15 protein-coding genes and 1 tRNA gene are annotated in these 15,476 nt (G+C 53.2%); 8 read left to right on the forward strand and 8 right to left on the reverse strand.

The genetic code is table 11. From position 1 onward, the window contains the following. Positions 1–7: 7 nt before the first annotated feature. Positions 8–826 (reverse strand): type II secretion system protein GspC, encoded by an 819-nt coding sequence (gspC, locus tag DDA898_RS15010; protein ID WP_013318811.1) that lies wholly within the window; start codon positions 824–826, stop codon positions 8–10. Positions 827–2,310: 1,484 nt separating this feature from the next. Between gspC and gspB the strand changes: the two genes are divergently transcribed. Beyond that, entirely contained in the window at positions 2,311–2,973 is a 663-nt protein-coding gene (gspB, locus tag DDA898_RS15020; protein WP_038911605.1) for a type II secretion system assembly factor GspB, read from the forward strand. A 34-nt stretch (positions 2,974–3,007) separates the two neighbouring features. Here gspB and outS read toward each other — a convergent pair whose 3' ends face one another. Both outS and alaC read right to left on the reverse strand, forming a co-directional pair. Continuing rightward, on the reverse strand, positions 3,008–3,409 hold the full coding sequence (gene outS / locus DDA898_RS15025) for a GspS family T2SS pilot lipoprotein variant OutS (RefSeq protein ID WP_013318814.1): 402 nt from the start codon (positions 3,407–3,409) through the stop codon (positions 3,008–3,010). A gap of 158 nt (positions 3,410–3,567) precedes the next feature. Then, positions 3,568–4,791 (reverse strand): alanine transaminase, encoded by a 1,224-nt coding sequence (alaC, locus tag DDA898_RS15030; RefSeq protein WP_038911607.1) that lies wholly within the window; start codon positions 4,789–4,791, stop codon positions 3,568–3,570. Between the two features lie 415 nt (positions 4,792–5,206). On the opposite strand from alaC, the gene DDA898_RS15035 reads away from it, so the two are divergent. Further along, complete coding sequence (locus DDA898_RS15035) at positions 5,207–6,067, forward strand: D-amino-acid transaminase (RefSeq protein ID WP_038911608.1); 861 nt, start codon at positions 5,207–5,209, stop codon at positions 6,065–6,067. Between the two features lie 92 nt (positions 6,068–6,159). Here DDA898_RS15035 and DDA898_RS15040 read toward each other — a convergent pair whose 3' ends face one another. Further along, positions 6,160–8,604, reverse strand: coding sequence for a DUF3772 domain-containing protein (locus DDA898_RS15040; RefSeq protein WP_038911609.1), 2,445 nt, complete (start codon positions 8,602–8,604; stop codon positions 6,160–6,162). 335 nt (positions 8,605–8,939) lie between these two features. On the opposite strand from DDA898_RS15040, the gene DDA898_RS15045 reads away from it, so the two are divergent. Beyond that, positions 8,940–9,016, forward strand: a tRNA-Arg gene (locus DDA898_RS15045). A 116-nt stretch (positions 9,017–9,132) separates the two neighbouring features. Here the strand turns inward: DDA898_RS15045 and DDA898_RS23855 are convergent. Next, complete coding sequence (locus DDA898_RS23855) at positions 9,133–9,357, reverse strand: tail fiber assembly protein (protein ID WP_279629680.1); 225 nt, start codon at positions 9,355–9,357, stop codon at positions 9,133–9,135. Positions 9,358–9,425: 68 nt separating this feature from the next. After that, a complete protein-coding gene (locus DDA898_RS22850) occupies positions 9,426–9,980 on the reverse strand; it encodes a DUF6622 family protein (RefSeq protein WP_321163837.1) in 555 nt (184 codons plus the stop codon). 400 nt (positions 9,981–10,380) lie between these two features. Between DDA898_RS22850 and DDA898_RS15055 the strand changes: the two genes are divergently transcribed. The 4 genes from DDA898_RS15055 to DDA898_RS15070 all read left to right on the forward strand — a co-directional run bounded on the left by DDA898_RS15055 (position 10,381) and on the right by DDA898_RS15070 (position 12,743). After that, positions 10,381–10,695 (forward strand): PTS sugar transporter subunit IIB, encoded by a 315-nt coding sequence (locus DDA898_RS15055; RefSeq protein WP_038911612.1) that lies wholly within the window; start codon positions 10,381–10,383, stop codon positions 10,693–10,695. A gap of 223 nt (positions 10,696–10,918) precedes the next feature. Further along, entirely contained in the window at positions 10,919–11,080 is a 162-nt protein-coding gene (locus DDA898_RS15060) for a PIN domain-containing protein (protein WP_236616674.1), read from the forward strand. Positions 11,081–11,197: 117 nt separating this feature from the next. After that, complete coding sequence (locus DDA898_RS15065) at positions 11,198–12,319, forward strand: ribosomal protein uL16 3-hydroxylase (protein ID WP_038911613.1); 1,122 nt, start codon at positions 11,198–11,200, stop codon at positions 12,317–12,319. Positions 12,320–12,554: 235 nt separating this feature from the next. Then, positions 12,555–12,743, forward strand: a complete 189-nt coding sequence (locus tag DDA898_RS15070; protein WP_033112380.1) for a YjfB family protein — start codon at positions 12,555–12,557, stop codon at positions 12,741–12,743. 57 nt (positions 12,744–12,800) lie between these two features. On the opposite strand, the gene DDA898_RS15075 is transcribed toward DDA898_RS15070, so the two are convergent. Further along, positions 12,801–13,682 carry a pirin family protein gene (locus tag DDA898_RS15075; RefSeq protein WP_038911614.1) on the reverse strand — a complete coding sequence of 294 codons (882 nt, stop codon included), beginning with the start codon at positions 13,680–13,682 and terminating at the stop codon, positions 12,801–12,803. Positions 13,683–13,820: 138 nt separating this feature from the next. Continuing rightward, on the reverse strand, positions 13,821–14,432 hold the full coding sequence (locus DDA898_RS15080; RefSeq protein ID WP_038911616.1) for an FMN-dependent NADH-azoreductase: 612 nt from the start codon (positions 14,430–14,432) through the stop codon (positions 13,821–13,823). Between the two features lie 135 nt (positions 14,433–14,567). Here DDA898_RS15080 and DDA898_RS15085 point away from each other — a divergent pair, with 135 nt between their 5' ends. Beyond that, positions 14,568–15,476, forward strand: a complete 909-nt coding sequence (locus DDA898_RS15085; protein ID WP_038911617.1) for a LysR family transcriptional regulator — start codon at positions 14,568–14,570, stop codon at positions 15,474–15,476.

The following is a 15,476-nucleotide window of genomic DNA, read 5'->3' on the forward strand; positions in this document are numbered from 1 at the left end:
AAGCACGTTACTCGTCTCCCCCAAATTCCATATAAATATCCTGACGCTGACCATCCCGCTCCACCGTCAGGGTAAAGTTATGCACATCAGCCATGCGTTCCATGGCTTTTTTCGCCTGCTCCGCATCGCGCAAATCCAACCCGTTCAGGGCAACGGCCATGTCGTTATCCTGAAGCCCGACGCGGTAGAATGAATCGCTCTTCGGCCCCGGATTCAACCGGTAGCCCTGCAACTTGTTGTCGTTCATGATCGGGGAGAAAGAGACGTAATCGCTCATCGTGGTGGATGCGCGCTGCTGAAGCTGCTCGTTGACCTGCGCGCCAGGAACGCCGTCCGACCCGCTATCCTCCTGGCTGTACAATCCCAGCACTTCATAACGCCCCTGATACTGCAGCACCACTCTATCCGGCCGGATCGATACGATTTTGGCGTTATAGCCAGGAACCTCTTCATTGACGCCACGACTGAACTGTTCGTTGTCTTTGCTGATGATGGCGATAGAACGGGAATCGTCATCGCCGGCCATGACGCCGGTCAGCGAAAGGTTCAGCGTAGAAGGAGGCAGATTGCTCATTTGCGACGCATCCAGCGCGCCCGCCTTATTTTTTTCGGGAGAAACGCCGAATAGCGTAAAATCATTCAGGGTGACCGGCTGCTGTCTGGCCTGTGCCGGGGTGATCTGTACGCTGGAGACCGGCGCATTGTCCGGTAAACCAATACGCCAGAAGATCATTGCCAGCTGCTGACAAAAGAGCAGCATCAACAGGTAGAATAAAATCCGTCTGATGACAGACGGAGATAGCGGTGGCAATTTCGAGATATTCATCTGCAAACATTATCCCTATGTGTTCGCCGATTATCCTTGCCACGTCCGTAAACGTGGAGTAAGGGCCATATAGCGCCATTTTCAAACGTGTTGCCGTGTTTCGAAAAACGACGCATCTGCATTTTCGCTGCCTTATCGCCATATCGGCCGGATTGTCGGAGCAACGGTGATGGTATCATCGCAAAACCGATACATCAGGCTGACGACAAAAAACCATCACGATATTCATGCTCTGGCCGATTTCAGCCCGCCGCGCGTGCTCTCAGCCGCTCTAATCGTGTCACTGGTTGACAGGCATCCTGTTTCCCGTTGCACCAGGCGATTCGCACCCGCTACATGAGCTGGATAAGGCTAAAAGCGCTCAGTAATATAACTCAGGTTAATGACAGGCAATCCCGTAGTCAGCAACCATTTTCTCCCACTATTTTCATTAACCGTAAAATTCTTTCGGTAACTATTGAACTCATTGAACTCACATCAATGCAACACCACGTAATATGGAATTACTTTTCATTTACGCACCATACCTGCACATAATGCAATATTCTATTTCTGTCGGGGCTATCTGCACAGGGAAAAACAATAATAATTAATGGGTTGATTCGATAGCATGACGTTACATTTGCAAATTCAGACGTCATATCCCGCTTAACATTACATAACCAATAGTATTAACATCTCATAATAAATCACACCGGAAAGGCCACTGCGCCACCATTAATTACCACGGGGATTTATTACAGTGATCATGCATAATGTCGTTCACCTGCTCCCTCGTGGTTGACCATTCCCCAGTGACAAAACTTCACCTCACCTGGCATTATGAGATTGGCATCATCGAGTGGCAGGATGATATGCAGGCCATATTTCAAGCTGCTGGTGTATTGTTCGTCCTCGCTGTCACCTACCTGATCAAGTCCCTGGGTATTTACCGGTTGTGGCTTCCCGCAACATGAACTATTTTGGATAACGTGAACTATTTCGAATATAGTTTGTTCCCCACATACTTGCTTATCATGTACTTGCTTATCATGTACTTGTTATGCTGTTTGTAGCCCAAAAGCCTGGCGCAATAGCGCTATTCTTGCCTTTGCGAACGCGTAACAGCAATGCTTCACCAATATCTTTCGCATTGTTTTTTAACGATATTTACCACCATTTTTCGCCAACATTAGGCTATGGTATGACTAATGGTGAAGTATCAATGTGCGAGGCTATTTATCAAGCAGTAATAGCACAATAATAAAACACCGTTTCATTAAAACATAATCCCAACTTTTTTTTGCGACCAGGCTCAAAATTTTACCGGCATTAATGATCAACGTAATAGAATGTTGTTGAAATGGCATCCAGGTCACATAAATGGGATAAGACGTTGATTATTCCTTCTCTTTTCCTGAAAAATGAGACATCAGACGTTCCGTCAAGGTTCGTTATGGTACGCTCAGGATAAGCGTCAGGTTGTATAACGTTTGAGGTAAGACGTGAAAAATACACCGGAAGTTAAAGCATCTCCCCAGACCGGCTACCGTATTCCTGGTTACTTGCTGGTTGTCTATGCCTTGCTGCTGTTTACGCTGGGTTGGTTTGGTCATCAACGCTGGGCCGATATCAGCCCCATTCCGCTGTCGACCTCTGCGGCGGCGATCGCCGCACCGCCTACCAAAGTGGGCACGGTTCCGGCATCAACAGCGGTCACTGCGGATGAAAACCATCCTGGTTCGCTCCATGCCGCCGCAGAAAACAGCGCAACTCAGACGGCAGCGTCAGGTAGTCAAACACCGGCTTCCTCACAGGAGGCGATGCCAGACACAAAACCCGCCAAATTGGTAACAGGCTGGCAAACGGCCAAACCCGGTGAGCTGCCGTATATCGCCTTCAGCGCGCATGTCTATACGTCTGCTCCGGACAAGCGCAGCGTTACCCTGAACGGAGAGCGCTACCGTGAAGGCGACAGCCCGTATCAGGGGTTGGTGATCGAGCAGATTGAGCAGGATATGGTGATCTTCAGCTTCAACGGCGAACCGTTTATTCTGGATTCGTTGCAGGATTGGCCGGGCGGGAAACCGGGCGATGACGCCGCGCAAGGCAATGAGCAGGAGCCGACGTCAAAACCGGAGAAAACCGTCAGGACAACGAAGAAATGACACAGCAACTGCACATCATGCAGTTGCTTCCCCCTCAGCGAACGGTGCGCATGGCGTCAAGAAACGGCGTCATGGTGCGATTAAATGAAGAGCACTGCGTCGCTTTCGGCGTGCCGTCTTTCAGCAGCCCCTGATACAGGTTCTCGCTCAATTGCGGCAAAGATTGATAACGACCGGTATCCCATCCTTTTTGCACTGCTACGTTCACCGCCGTTTTCAGTATTGTGCCGTCATCCGGCAAATCGCTGCGTTCACACTGCACCCGAAGGTATTTACTGGCCGCCACCAATGACGCCAACTGGCTGATTTGCTCATTGGCCGGCACGCTGGCCGCGCTGCGGGAAGCGGTGTTTTTCACCGGCGCCGGCGTCTGACAGGCCGCCAGACTCAGGCAACAGACACCAAAAAGGACCACTTTTAGCGAAGATACATGCATGACTCGACTCGTCTTATTATTGATTAAGTTCCATCTCTGGGATGCCCGGCTTGGGCGTTCGTTTAGCAAATCATTATCCCTTTGCCACCACAAGCGGCGGCAAAGGACTGCGTGATCAAACCATCAGAAAAATATTTCTGCAAGTCCGCCCGACGGGCTTACTCGCCCTTTTTACTGCCGGACAGCACACCGTCAGCCCGGAACATGGCTTTGATGCCGCGCACCGCCTGCCGAATGCGATCCTGATTTTCAATCAATGCGAAGCGCACGTGCGTGTCGCCGTAATCACCGAATCCAATGCCAGGCGATACGCAGACTTTCGCTTCCGCCAGCAGGCGTTTGGCGAACTCCAGCGACCCCAGGTGGGCGTAGGCGTCCGGGATTTTCGCCCACACATACATCGACGCCTTCGGCTCATCCACCATCCAGCCGGCTTCGTGCAGACCTCGCACCAGCACATTGCGACGCTGACGGTACTGCTCGGCAATATCACGCACGCACTGCTGATCGCCTTCCAGCGCAGCAATCGCCGCCACCTGTACCGGCGTGAAGGTGCCATAGTCGTGGTAACTCTTGATACGCGCCAGTGCACTCACCAGCTCTGGGTTACCGACCATGAAACCAATACGCCAGCCCGCCATGTTGTAGCTCTTCGACAGGGTAAAGAACTCTACCGCGATCTCTTTAGCGCCGGGAACCTGCATAATCGACGGCGCTTTCCAGCCATCGTAAACGATATCGGCATACGCCAGATCATGCACCACCAGCACCCCGTACTGTTTGGCCAGCGCCACGACCCGCTCAAAAAAATCCAGCTCCACACATTGTGCGGTCGGGTTTGACGGAAAGCCCAGAATCATCATCTTAGGCTTGGGAATACTTTCGCGGATCGCCCGCTCCAGTTCGTTGAAAAAATCAACGCCGTCAACCAGCGGCACCGAGCGCACCTGCGCGCCGGCAATTACCGCGCCATAGATGTGAATCGGGTAACTGGGGTTAGGCACCAGCACAGTGTCGCCGTGATCGAGCGTCGCCAGCATCAAATGCGCCAGACCTTCTTTAGAACCGATTGTGACAATCGCTTCACTTTCCGGATCAATCTCCACCTGATAACGATCGCCATACCAGCGGGAAATAGCCCGACGCAACCGGGGAATACCGCGCGACGTAGAGTAACCGTGGGTGTCTTCACGTTGGGCCACCGTACACAGCTTCTCGACAATATGCGGCGGTGTGGGGCCATCCGGGTTACCCATACTGAAATCAATAATGTCCTCACCCCGACGACGGGCAGCCATTTTCAGTTCAGCGGTGATGTTAAAAACGTAGGGGGGGAGACGATCGATGCGCGAGAAACGGCGCGGAGAATTAAAATCAGCCATAGTATCCTCAGGATAACGTGAGCGCCCGGACCGTCCGAGCGACGCCTGGCCCGTAAAACGGGCCGTTATTCACCCTATCCCAGTTGGCGGATACTTGTCGATAGCGCCCGGCGATTATTTTTTGTCACCCGCATTTTGGCTTGTCGATTGGTTTTCAAGACCAGCGACCCGGCGTCGTTTTGCCACCTTTTTCCTGTGACAGACTGTTGCAACGCTCTTTCACCCAGCCAGGGAAATCAGTATCTTTATGCGCGGTTACGACGCGCGACGATCTTTGCCCCCAATGCCTCCGACTGCTGCCGGCAGAACTGCCCGTCCGATTCCTGAATTTTCTTTCATGCCAGAAGCCGTTGCTTCTTATCGATACGGCTGTGTGGCATGGTTTTTATGCCCGACATCATTAAGGAGTGTTGTCATGCAGCGCAGTGTTTATGTTGATGGTCAGTACCTGCCGGAATCTCAGGCCACCGTTTCGGTGTTCGATCGCGGCTTTCTGTTTGCCGACGCCGTCTATGAGGTGACGTCCGTCATCAACGGCGGGCTGGTCGATCTGGATGCGCATCTGGTACGGCTGCAACGTTCCTGTCGCGAGCTCTCTTTGTCTCTGCCGGTGTCAATCGATGAACTCACAACCATCCACCAGCAACTGATTGAACGAAACCACCTGCAGGAAGGTTCGATTTACCTTCAGCTCAGCCGCGGCAATGGCGGCGATCGCGATTTCTACTTTCCGTCGGCCGAGGTCAGACCGACGCTGGTTCTGTTCACTCAGGATCGTCCGATCATCAACCATCCCAAAGCCGAGACCGGGTTGTCCGTGGTCACCTGCCCGGATATCCGCTGGCATCGCCGCGATATCAAAACGGTCAGCCTGCTGGCGGCCTGTCTGGCTAAAGAGTACGCGCACGCCCATCAGGCTGACGATGCATTGCTAGTCGAAAACGGTTTCGTCACCGAAGGCACCTCCTGCAACTGCTACATCGTGCTGGAAAACGGCACCGTGGTTACCCGCCCGCTGAGCCACGACATCCTGCACGGCATTACCCGTCAGTCCTTGCTGAAACTGGCCGAGCAACAGCACATTGCGGTAGAAGAGCGCCCGTTCACACCGGAAGAAGCCTGGCAGGCGCGGGAGATATTCATCACTTCCGCTACCTCATTTGTCTTGCCGGTCGTGCAAATCGACGGCCGTCAGGTCGGCGACGGCAAACCAGGCCCGATCACTCGCTGCCTGCGCGACATCTACATTGATATGGCTCACGCGCAGACACGTTAACCCGCTCGCGTTGCGGACCGGCTGCTACTCAATAATGAAAGCCGGTTCGCTTCTTTTTGCCGTGATACGTTGCGCGCGCACCGCAACCGCTTTTACTGCCTGGGCAACGCATCCGCCTGCAACGCGGCAATATCGACATTGCTTTCCAGCACCATTTTCTGCGGCACCGCCAACGGAATACTCTCCGTTCTCAAGCGTTTGATGATATCGAACAACAGATCGCTTTTGGCCGACGCCACCATGCGCGGGCTGCCTACATACCCGGTCACGCTAAGCACCATGCCATTTGGGGTTAGTTGACTGAACATCACCGACGGCGCCGGGGTTTCCAGAATTTTTTCATGCTCGTGGTAGGCATCCAACAAAATGTTTTTAACTACATTCGGATCAATATCCAGCGGGAAGGTCAGCGTCAGCGTCGCCACCCCTTGCGGATTACCCATGGTAATGTTGCGCACATTCTGCGAAATAAACTGGGAATTGGGCACGATCACCGTAGAACGGTCCCCCAGTTGAATTTCCGTAGCACGCACATTGATGCGTCGGATATCGCCTTCAACACCACTGATGTTGACCAGATCTCCCACTTTGACCGGCCGCTCGGTCAGCAGAATCAGCCCGGAAATGAAGTTCTTCACGATTTCCTGTAAACCAAAACCGATCCCGACCGACAGGGCGCTGACAATCCACGCCAGCTTGCTCCACTCGATGCCCAGTGTCGCCAGCGTCAACAGGATAATCAGGATGTAGCCGATATTGGAATACAGCGTCACCAGCGAAGCCTTGATACCGGCTTCCAGCATAGTTTTCGGAAAGAATTCGTGCTCCAGCCAGCGGCGGGATACGCGCAGACTGTAAATGCCGATAACCAGCAGAACCACGGCATTGACCAAATGGGCGGGTACGATACTGATGGACTCCAGGCCCTTTCCACCCCAGATCTCCACGGCTTTCTGCACCAGATCAACCGGCGTGGTCGAACCAAACGTGCCATTCAGCAATGCCACGACGGCCATCAGAATCAACAGAACTTTCAGCCCGGCGGACAAAATGGCCGCGGCCTGATCCAGATGACGATCATCCAGATTCAGCGTTCGTTTGATCTGCCGTCCGCTGGCAAAGGCGGGTGAAAACAGGCTCTCGCACACGTCTTCGACAAAGGTGGTCGACAAATACAGCAAAGATAGCACCATGCCGACCCACACCAGTTCATAGGTCAGGAAACGCGCTAGCGAGATATAGCCAATCAGCAGCGATACCAACACCGCCAGCGTAGTCAGCAAGACAGCCAGATGAATCAACCCCGACAGGGTTGAACGGGCTTCGGGCGTTTCGCCGGCTTCCACCATGCGCCGGCGAATCTGGTTACTGCGCAGGGCGATCGCCCCGGAGGTCAGCGCCAGAAACAGTGACGACAAACCGTTGCCGACTATCGTCACCCCTACTGAAATCCCGCTGATGGTATTGACTTGTTCGATCACCCCAAAGACCACGATAAAGCCGGTAGCGATGATCGAGAAAGGCTCTATCGCCCGCGCTACCGGATTGGCAATCGCCGGCAGGCGCCACGACGGGCGTTTATTCGAGAGAAACGCCCGCCCCAGCCCGGAAATCATCGAGCAGAACACCACCAGTCGCACCAGGTTCTCCATGAATCCTTCAGCACGTTCGGTCACATCGCCATGACGGGTGAAGACATAGTCCACCAGCAGGACCGCCATCCCCATCATCAGCACGGTGGAAAAGACGACGGCGATAGCCAGAAAACTGCGTCTCAGGCGCCCTTCAGGCAACAGATGAATGCCTGCCCGCGCCAGATATTTCTCCAGTAGCTTTCGCCCTGCCGTACTCAGCGCCACCGCCAGCAACAGAAAAAACGCCGAGCCGTAACGCCATCCGGGTTGCCAGGCGGCGATAAACGCCTCACTCAGGTCATCCTTCAAATCCGACAGGCGGTCAATATCTTCCGGCATAGGATTGATAATGGGTGACCAAAAGCGGCTGCCAAGAATACTGCCGGAGTTGAGCGCCAACTGATTTTTCAGCGCATTCCGGCGCAGCGCCAGAATCTGCGTCGACAGGTTCTCCGCCCCGGTTTTTATCGCCTGTACCTGATTGGCCTGCGTATCCAGCTTCTGTTTCTGCTGGTTAAGCGTGGCGCGCTTACGTGTGACCTCGGCGGTTTCGCTCACGGCGGCCTGCGGCTGCGGCGCCGGCCCCAGTACATCTAACTGAGCTTGCAACTGCGCGCGCATCGGCGTCAGGACTCCGGCGAGTTTGTCCGCATTGGCGACCAGTTCCAGCGTGGTATCGTTCAATACATTGAGTTTGGCGTCAGTGGTGGTGCCGGAAACCTGCTGTTTGATGCCATCCAGCTGTTTCTGCAGCTTTACCAGTTCGGTATCCACATTCACTTTTTCTACGCTTTCTTCCTGTCCATTCGGCGCAGGATCCGTCGCCGCCATACCTACCGAGCTGAAGGCAAACAGCGCCATCAGCAGCATCCAACCGTAAATTCCGAGTAGCCCTTTACGCATACACCCAACGTGCCCTTGATACTGTCGTCAACCGGTGCGGCAGTCCCGACCCCGGTTGTCTTGAGATGAAACAGAAACCTGCGACGATACCTGCAGGCGAGATGGTTAATAACTTACTCAGCAATGGAAGTAAAACTCAAACAGATATCGCCGAAACTGTCCAATTTGCGAGAACGCTTCCGATGTGTCGGCTTCATTTGCAGTAATAACAGGGAGCTATACGAAGGTTGTTCAGGGATTCGCCGACCAGTCCAAATCACGCGCCAATTCATTGACTCATCAGGGATGACCGGTATAATCCAGCCCACATCGCCAAGCGACTGTATCCCATCAAGGCGCCCTTAGCTCAGTTGGATAGAGCAACGGCCTTCTAAGCCGTAGGTCACAGGTTCGAATCCTGTAGGGCGTACCATATAAATCAATAAGTTAAAATCAACCAAACCATAGAAACAGTTACAGCAGGTGCTCTAACGGTTGCGGTTGCGGTTGCGGTTGCGGTTGCGGTTGCGGTTGAAGTGTCGACCCGGTTTAACAGCACACAATATTTTTCCATGCGGTGAGTTGCGCTTTTTCGTCATCTGTCGCCATCTCAAGTTCGACGGAGTCTTGCAGCGGCGCAATTTCTTTTGTCGCTTCATTCAGCAGTCGTACTTTTTGTAATGAAGCCGCTAAAATTTGATCGGACCGCATCTGCGGGTATCCAATTGCTGGCTTTTGAGACGCGTTCAGAACGATTCCGGTGCATTTTTGCATACAGCAAGCCCCGGCTATACCGGGGACACTGATTTGACTCAACATATCATTTAAAAATAAATTCATTATCAAGATTTAAAGGATTGGGTGCTACCTACTTTTCTAATTTTGTATATTGTATACAATAACCCGCCCCAAGATAACCCAGTTACAATACCTGTTCCTGCGCCCCATAGACATTGAAAATAAAAATCCATTGATAGCATCAAGTTATTTTCAAGAAGGAAAGTCATTGCAAACTTAAAAATAAAAGATGCAAGAATTAAGATAAGAACAAAAGGACTTCCATTGCGGCTAATAAGACCAGAGGATGCATCATATTCAATCGGGCATTTCCATAATAACGAAATCCTGATAATGCAAAACAAAATTAAAGAAATCATATATATAAAAATAGTAGGATGAAAAGAGAAACCTTTTAAATGATAAATGCCTGCGATTAAAAATAGCACAGGCACAATGAAAAGTCTGTTCAAGGGTATTTGCCTGGGCTGTAGCGCAGATATGCCTCTTTTTATTAAAAAAAGTAACATAAGCCACACCCATACAGGTGTATTTAAAAATATAGCCATAACCATGTGATACCTCTCTTGCTGCTCAGCGTGCCTTGTGTAAATTACAATGACTCACCTACAGTGCTTACACCACGCCATATTAACGACAGTTAGTGGACATATAAGCGACAATCACCTGACAGAGGTTCCTGAGTATATGTCCGGATGGCAACGATGGAGCATGTGCACAGCAAAATGGAAACAGAGCTGCGATATAGTAGTAAGGCTCACAGGCCGAAAAAATTGATTTTGCGTTGCCTGATATCGCTAAATTCAACATTCCCGGTGGACGTGATGCCGTGAAGGGCGCATTAAAAAACGCAGTAAGGATATGGAGTAGGTAGATCAGATCTATCAAAATTCAGCTTTTACCTTCGCTAGCAATCTTTGTCATATAAACATGAGCCAGCTCGCATTTTCCAAGCATCGCGAGGAATAATGTTTAAACCGTTCTCAGGAGGACATACTCATGAAAAAATTGCTGATATGTTGTTTTTTCGGAAATACCGCCAACGCTCTGGCAAAAAAAATGCAGAAAATAGCAGATAATCAGGACTATAAGATTATGGTCAGCGCTGTAGGGCTGGATAATTTTGCGAGCGTTGCGCCTGCATTTGACTGTTTTCTCGTTGCGCCACATATACAATACAAATTTGCTGAACTTAGGACTATTGTTGGTGAGTCACGATCCATTGCCGTTATAGATAGTCTGTCATATGCATCGCTGGACGGAGAAAAAGTATTACGTTTTGTGCTGACCCATATGCCAGAACTGGCCGATTAAATTGAGGAACTCCATGTGCTGGCCCACTCCCCATTAATTAACACATCGCGATATGAGTAATGTCTTCATCGGCAACATGAGGACGTCCCCCATTAAAGAAGCGTTTTTTCCGACGAACAGATCAGCACCGAAGCGACACCGCCGTCTCATTGTATATCCCATTGATATATAAAAATAACATTCCATGCTAACAATAGCGTGAAATTTATCCAGAGAGGCTACGATGGAAAAAAAATCAGCCAATCCGGAAAAGAATCTGGTGGTGATTGAAGGTTTTTCCGCACGCCTGGAAGTTCAGAACGATGGCTCTGATGCTCCCGCCCATACCGGCCAGATTCGCGCAGAGCCGGCAGGAAAAGAACCACCCACCGGCCCCATTCCATAACCAAAACTTCGCCTGACGTTCCCCCTCTTGAACGCGCGATCTTGACCAATGACAAGGCGGCCCAAGCGTTAGCCTCTTTATAATCAAACCCGTTTGTCTTCTCACTGGTGTGAAAGTATGGCTTATCAACTTAACCTTAACTGGCCCGAATTTTTAGAAAAATACTGGCAAAAACAACCCATTGTATTAAAGAACGCCTTCCCGAACTTCGTCGATCCGATTACGCCGGATGAACTGGCGGGGCTGGCGATGGAGCCGGAGGTGGACAGCCGCATCGTCAGCCATGTTAATGGTCAGTGGCAGGCGTGGAACGGGCCGTTTGAGCAGTTTGATCATTTAGGGGAAACCGACTGGTCCCTGTTAGCTCAGGCCGTTAATCACTGGCATGCCCCGTCTGCCGAGTTGGTGCGTCCGTTTCGCGTGCTGCCGGACTGGCGGTTAGACGACCTGATGATCTCTTTTTCTGTGCCGGGCGGCGGCGTCGGGCCGCATATAGACCAGTACGATGTGTTTATCATTCAGGGGATGGGCCGCCGCCGCTGGCGCGTTGGCGATAAGCTGCCGATGCGCCAGTTCTGCCCGCATCCGGCGCTGCTGCACGTTGATCCTTTCACGCCGATCATTGATGAAGAGCTTGAGCCGGGCGACATTTTATATATTCCGCCGGGCTTCCCGCACGACGGCTTCACCTTCGAAACCGCGTTCAACTACTCGGTGGGCTTCCGTGGGCCAAACGGCCGGGATTTGATCAGCAGCTTTGCCGACTATGCGCTGGAGAACGATCTCGGCGGCGAGCACTACAGCGATCCGGATTTAACCTGCCGGGAACATCCGGGCCGGGTGGAAGGGTATGAGCTTGACCGCCTGCGCGCGATGATGATCGACATGATCAATCAGCCGGAAGATTTTAAACAGTGGTTCGGCCGCTTCGTGACAACGCCGCGCCATGAGCTGGACATCGCCCCCGCAGAGCCGCCCTACCAGCAGGATGAGATTGCCGACGCTCTGATGGCCGGCGAAGTTCTGATCCGCTTAAGCGGGCTGCGGGTGCTGCATGTCGGCGATAGCGTCTTCATCAACAGCGAAAAGCTGGAAACGGTCGCCCCGGAAGCCGCCGATGCGCTATGTCGTTACACCACTCTCGGCAAAAAAGAGCTTGGTGAGGCGTTGCACAACCCGGCGTTCATTGCAGAGCTAACCGAGCTGGTTAATCAGGGCTATTGGTTCTTCGACGCATAGTTCGTCGATAAAAGCGTGCGATAAAAAGTGCGATGGAAAGAGCAGCGGTAATGCGCCCTGTCTGCTAGCCTAAAGTTTGAACAGAAAAGACCGATACCGAAAAGAAGCTGGCGCGACATGCAGCCAGCGCATCGGTGTACTGATGAACATCATATTGATGGACGTCGTCCCGGTGGGCAGGGAAATCTCCCTGTCGTATCGGTACTCACCCAGACCCAGACATAGGATAATCAAGATGGATGTTTCACAGATCGCATCACTTTCCACTGGTCTTAGCAACATGCAGCTCAGTAGCGAGATCAGTACCTCTGTTCTAAAAAAATCGTTGGATAATCAGAAAGACACTGTAGCCAGTCTCATTCAATCCATCCCGCAGCTGCCTGCCAATCCGGCAATCGGCCGCAACATCAACACCACGGCATAACCGCTTCCATAACGGTTTTGCGAACAAATAGCAGCGACTCAACTGGCTGCTATTTGTTCATTTACCCCAAATAGCCCTATCCTGATGCAACGCGGTGCGGCGGTTAAGCGCGGCGAATGCCGGGCTGTGTTGCAGTTGGTCAATCGTACGTTCGCCTTCGGCGAGCGCCTCAATACTGGTGTGAACTGAATAAGCGCCCGTCACGAGCGGATACGGATGTTTGGCCGATGAACCGATGACCAGTTCGACATCGCCCTCGGCCGTCATCTCGATCGCCTCATTGCCTTGCGCGAATACCGCCAGTTCACGCTCAAGCACCGCATCACCGACGTGCAGCTTACCGCTGTTCAGCGCCAGCCACGCCGTGTCGTGGTCTGCGCCGGGTTGGTAACTCCAGCGCTCACCGTCGTTCAGACGGACGTGAAGATAGGTGATGGACACGGGCAGCGGAATCGGGCTGATTTTGCCGCCATAGCCGCCAAGCAGAATACGCGCCGGCCCGTCGCGCTCGACCTGTTCCGGTTCCAGGTACAGGCTCTGCGCAGGAGCAAGCTCAAGCGATGGCGGAAGCGCAATCCAGAGTTGATACCCGCGCATCATGTGGTCAGGCGCGGGCTCGCCGGCATGCCATACCCCGCTTCCGGCGCGCATCCACTCGACAGAACCCGCAGACATCGCGCCCTGTTTTCCGGTGGTATCGCCATAGGTCATGCGTCCTTCGAGGAAGGTCGTGAGCGTCGCAATACCCGAATGAGGATACGGTCTGAAACCCGTACCGGTTGAAGGTATGGACTCGAACAAATCCAGGAAGACGAACGGTTTAACCCATTGCCCCAGATCGCCAGGCGTCATCAGCCGGGTGAGTGGACCAAGACGTTGACCCGACGTACGGTGAACGATGGCGCGGGTTGTCGCGGAGAAAGCCGGAGGGTGTGCCATAAGCGATACCTTTTGGAAGCGAAGAGCAAGATGTTGAAACGAGAAGCCAGATGTTAAAGCGAAAGCCAGATTGGGCGGCGCCGATCCTCATCTATGACGGGCCGGCGCCGCGCAACACCGGTAAATCAGGACGGCAAATCAGGCGATGAGCGCGTCGATTTCCGCTCTGGCTTTTGCCATCGCGGCGGTTTTCGCGTCATCGCCAAGTGCCAGACCTTCCGCACGAATAATGGTGATGTCGGTCAGACCGATGAAATTAAGCGCGGCCGTCAGGTAGGGTTCCTGATGATCGAAGTGAACCGCGGGGCTGGCGCTGCTGTAAACGCCGCCGCGTGCCGAGGCGATGAAAACCTTCTTGCCTGCCGGCAGCAGCCCTTCCGGCCCATGTTCGGTGTAGCGGAAGGTATGCCCGGCGACCAGAACGCGGTCAATCCAACCTTTTAGCTGGGAAGGGACTGAAAAATTGTACATCGGCGCGCCAATGACGATGACGTCGGCGGCGAACAGCTCGTTGATGTAAGTGCCGCCGAGGGCGATGTCCTGCCCAAGAGCCGGCTCGCCCGGCGCTCCGCCCTGAAAGACGGCGAGATGGTCGGGGGACAGATGCCACGCCGCATCAGCGACGAGATCTCGACGAATAACGGTTTTCCCCGGATGAATGTTGAGCTGTCTGGCCACAATCTCGGCTGACAGCTGGCGGCTCACGGAATGGCTGCCGAGAATGCTGGAATCAATATGCAGGATGCTCACAGGTAAATCTCCTTAACAAAGCCGGAACAGGTCGGCGTATGGATGACGACCGGAGTATTTCACCCTGCAAACAATCTGAATAGACGTTATATTATTATACATACCATCTCTATCTCAGATACATCAGGATTCCCTATGCTCGATGGCGTGTCGCTGGATCAATTACGAACATTCATTACTGCGGTTGATGAAGGCAGCTTCTCGGCGGCGGCGCGCCGACTCAGGCGCGCGCAGTCCGCCATCAGCGAGCTGGTGCGCGGCCTGGAAGAGCAGCTTGACGTTCAGCTTTTTGATCGCAGCGGCCGCTACCCGAGGCTGACGCCGGTGGGCACCGCGTTACTGGCCAACGCCCGTGATATCGTCGCTGGCGTTGATGCCATGAAATCACGCGCCAAAGGCATGGCCGCCGGGCTGGAGCCCGAACTGACCATCGTGGTTGACGTTTTCTTCCCGATTAACGTGCTGACTAACGCGGCCAAAGCGTTTCGTGAACAGTTTCCCAACGTGCCGCTACGCATCTATGTTGAAGCGCTGGGGGCGGCGTATCAGCCGGTACTGGACAGGCACGCCAGCGTTGGAATCGTCAGTTTTCTTCCGGTGACGCCGCCGGGCATCATCACCGAGCCATTAGCCCGCATCACCCTCGCCATGGTCGCCGCCGCGGACCACCCGCTCGCCGCCTTTCAGGGACCGATTCCCAAACAGGAGCTCGCCAGGCATGTCCAACTGGTACTGACCGATCGCTCAGAGCACTCCAAAGGGCGAGAGTTTGGCGTCATGTCACCCAAAACCTGGCGGCTGGCGGACCTGTTTGCCAAACATGCTTTTTTGCTCAATGGGTTGGGATGGGGCGGCATGCCGATGCATACCATCCAGTCGGACCTTGATAGCGGCCGGCTCGTTAAACTCACCATCGAGGATGAGCCCGTCAACGAACCGTCCATGCTGATGTCGGCCGTGTATCGCATTGACAACCAGCCCGGTCCCGCCGGTCGCTGGCTTATCCAGCACATGACCGCATGTTCCCGCCACCGGCCATCCTGA

This window comes from Dickeya dadantii NCPPB 898, from assembly GCF_000406145.1.
GTDB lineage: Bacteria > Pseudomonadota > Gammaproteobacteria > Enterobacterales > Enterobacteriaceae > Dickeya > Dickeya dadantii.

Bases quoted from the DNA above. Each gene is read 5' to 3' on its own strand.
- gspC (WP_013318811.1), bottom strand. From the start codon at position 826: ATGAATATCTCGAAATTGCCACCGCTATCTCCGTCTGTCATCAGACGG.
- DDA898_RS15055 (WP_038911612.1), top strand. From the start codon at position 10,381: ATGAAAAAATTGCTGATATGTTGTTTTTTCGGAAATACCGCCAACGCT.
- DDA898_RS15060 (WP_236616674.1), top strand. From the start codon at position 10,919: ATGGAAAAAAAATCAGCCAATCCGGAAAAGAATCTGGTGGTGATTGAA.
- DDA898_RS15035 (WP_038911608.1), top strand. From the start codon at position 5,207: ATGCAGCGCAGTGTTTATGTTGATGGTCAGTACCTGCCGGAATCTCAG.
- DDA898_RS15065 (WP_038911613.1), top strand. From the start codon at position 11,198: ATGGCTTATCAACTTAACCTTAACTGGCCCGAATTTTTAGAAAAATAC.
- DDA898_RS15070 (WP_033112380.1), top strand. From the start codon at position 12,555: ATGGATGTTTCACAGATCGCATCACTTTCCACTGGTCTTAGCAACATG.
- DDA898_RS23855 (WP_279629680.1), bottom strand. From the start codon at position 9,357: ATGCAAAAATGCACCGGAATCGTTCTGAACGCGTCTCAAAAGCCAGCA.
- DDA898_RS15075 (WP_038911614.1), bottom strand. From the start codon at position 13,682: ATGGCACACCCTCCGGCTTTCTCCGCGACAACCCGCGCCATCGTTCAC.
- DDA898_RS15040 (WP_038911609.1), bottom strand. From the start codon at position 8,604: ATGCGTAAAGGGCTACTCGGAATTTACGGTTGGATGCTGCTGATGGCG.
- outS (WP_013318814.1), bottom strand. From the start codon at position 3,409: ATGCATGTATCTTCGCTAAAAGTGGTCCTTTTTGGTGTCTGTTGCCTG.
- DDA898_RS15085 (WP_038911617.1), top strand. From the start codon at position 14,568: ATGCTCGATGGCGTGTCGCTGGATCAATTACGAACATTCATTACTGCG.
- alaC (WP_038911607.1), bottom strand. From the start codon at position 4,791: ATGGCTGATTTTAATTCTCCGCGCCGTTTCTCGCGCATCGATCGTCTC.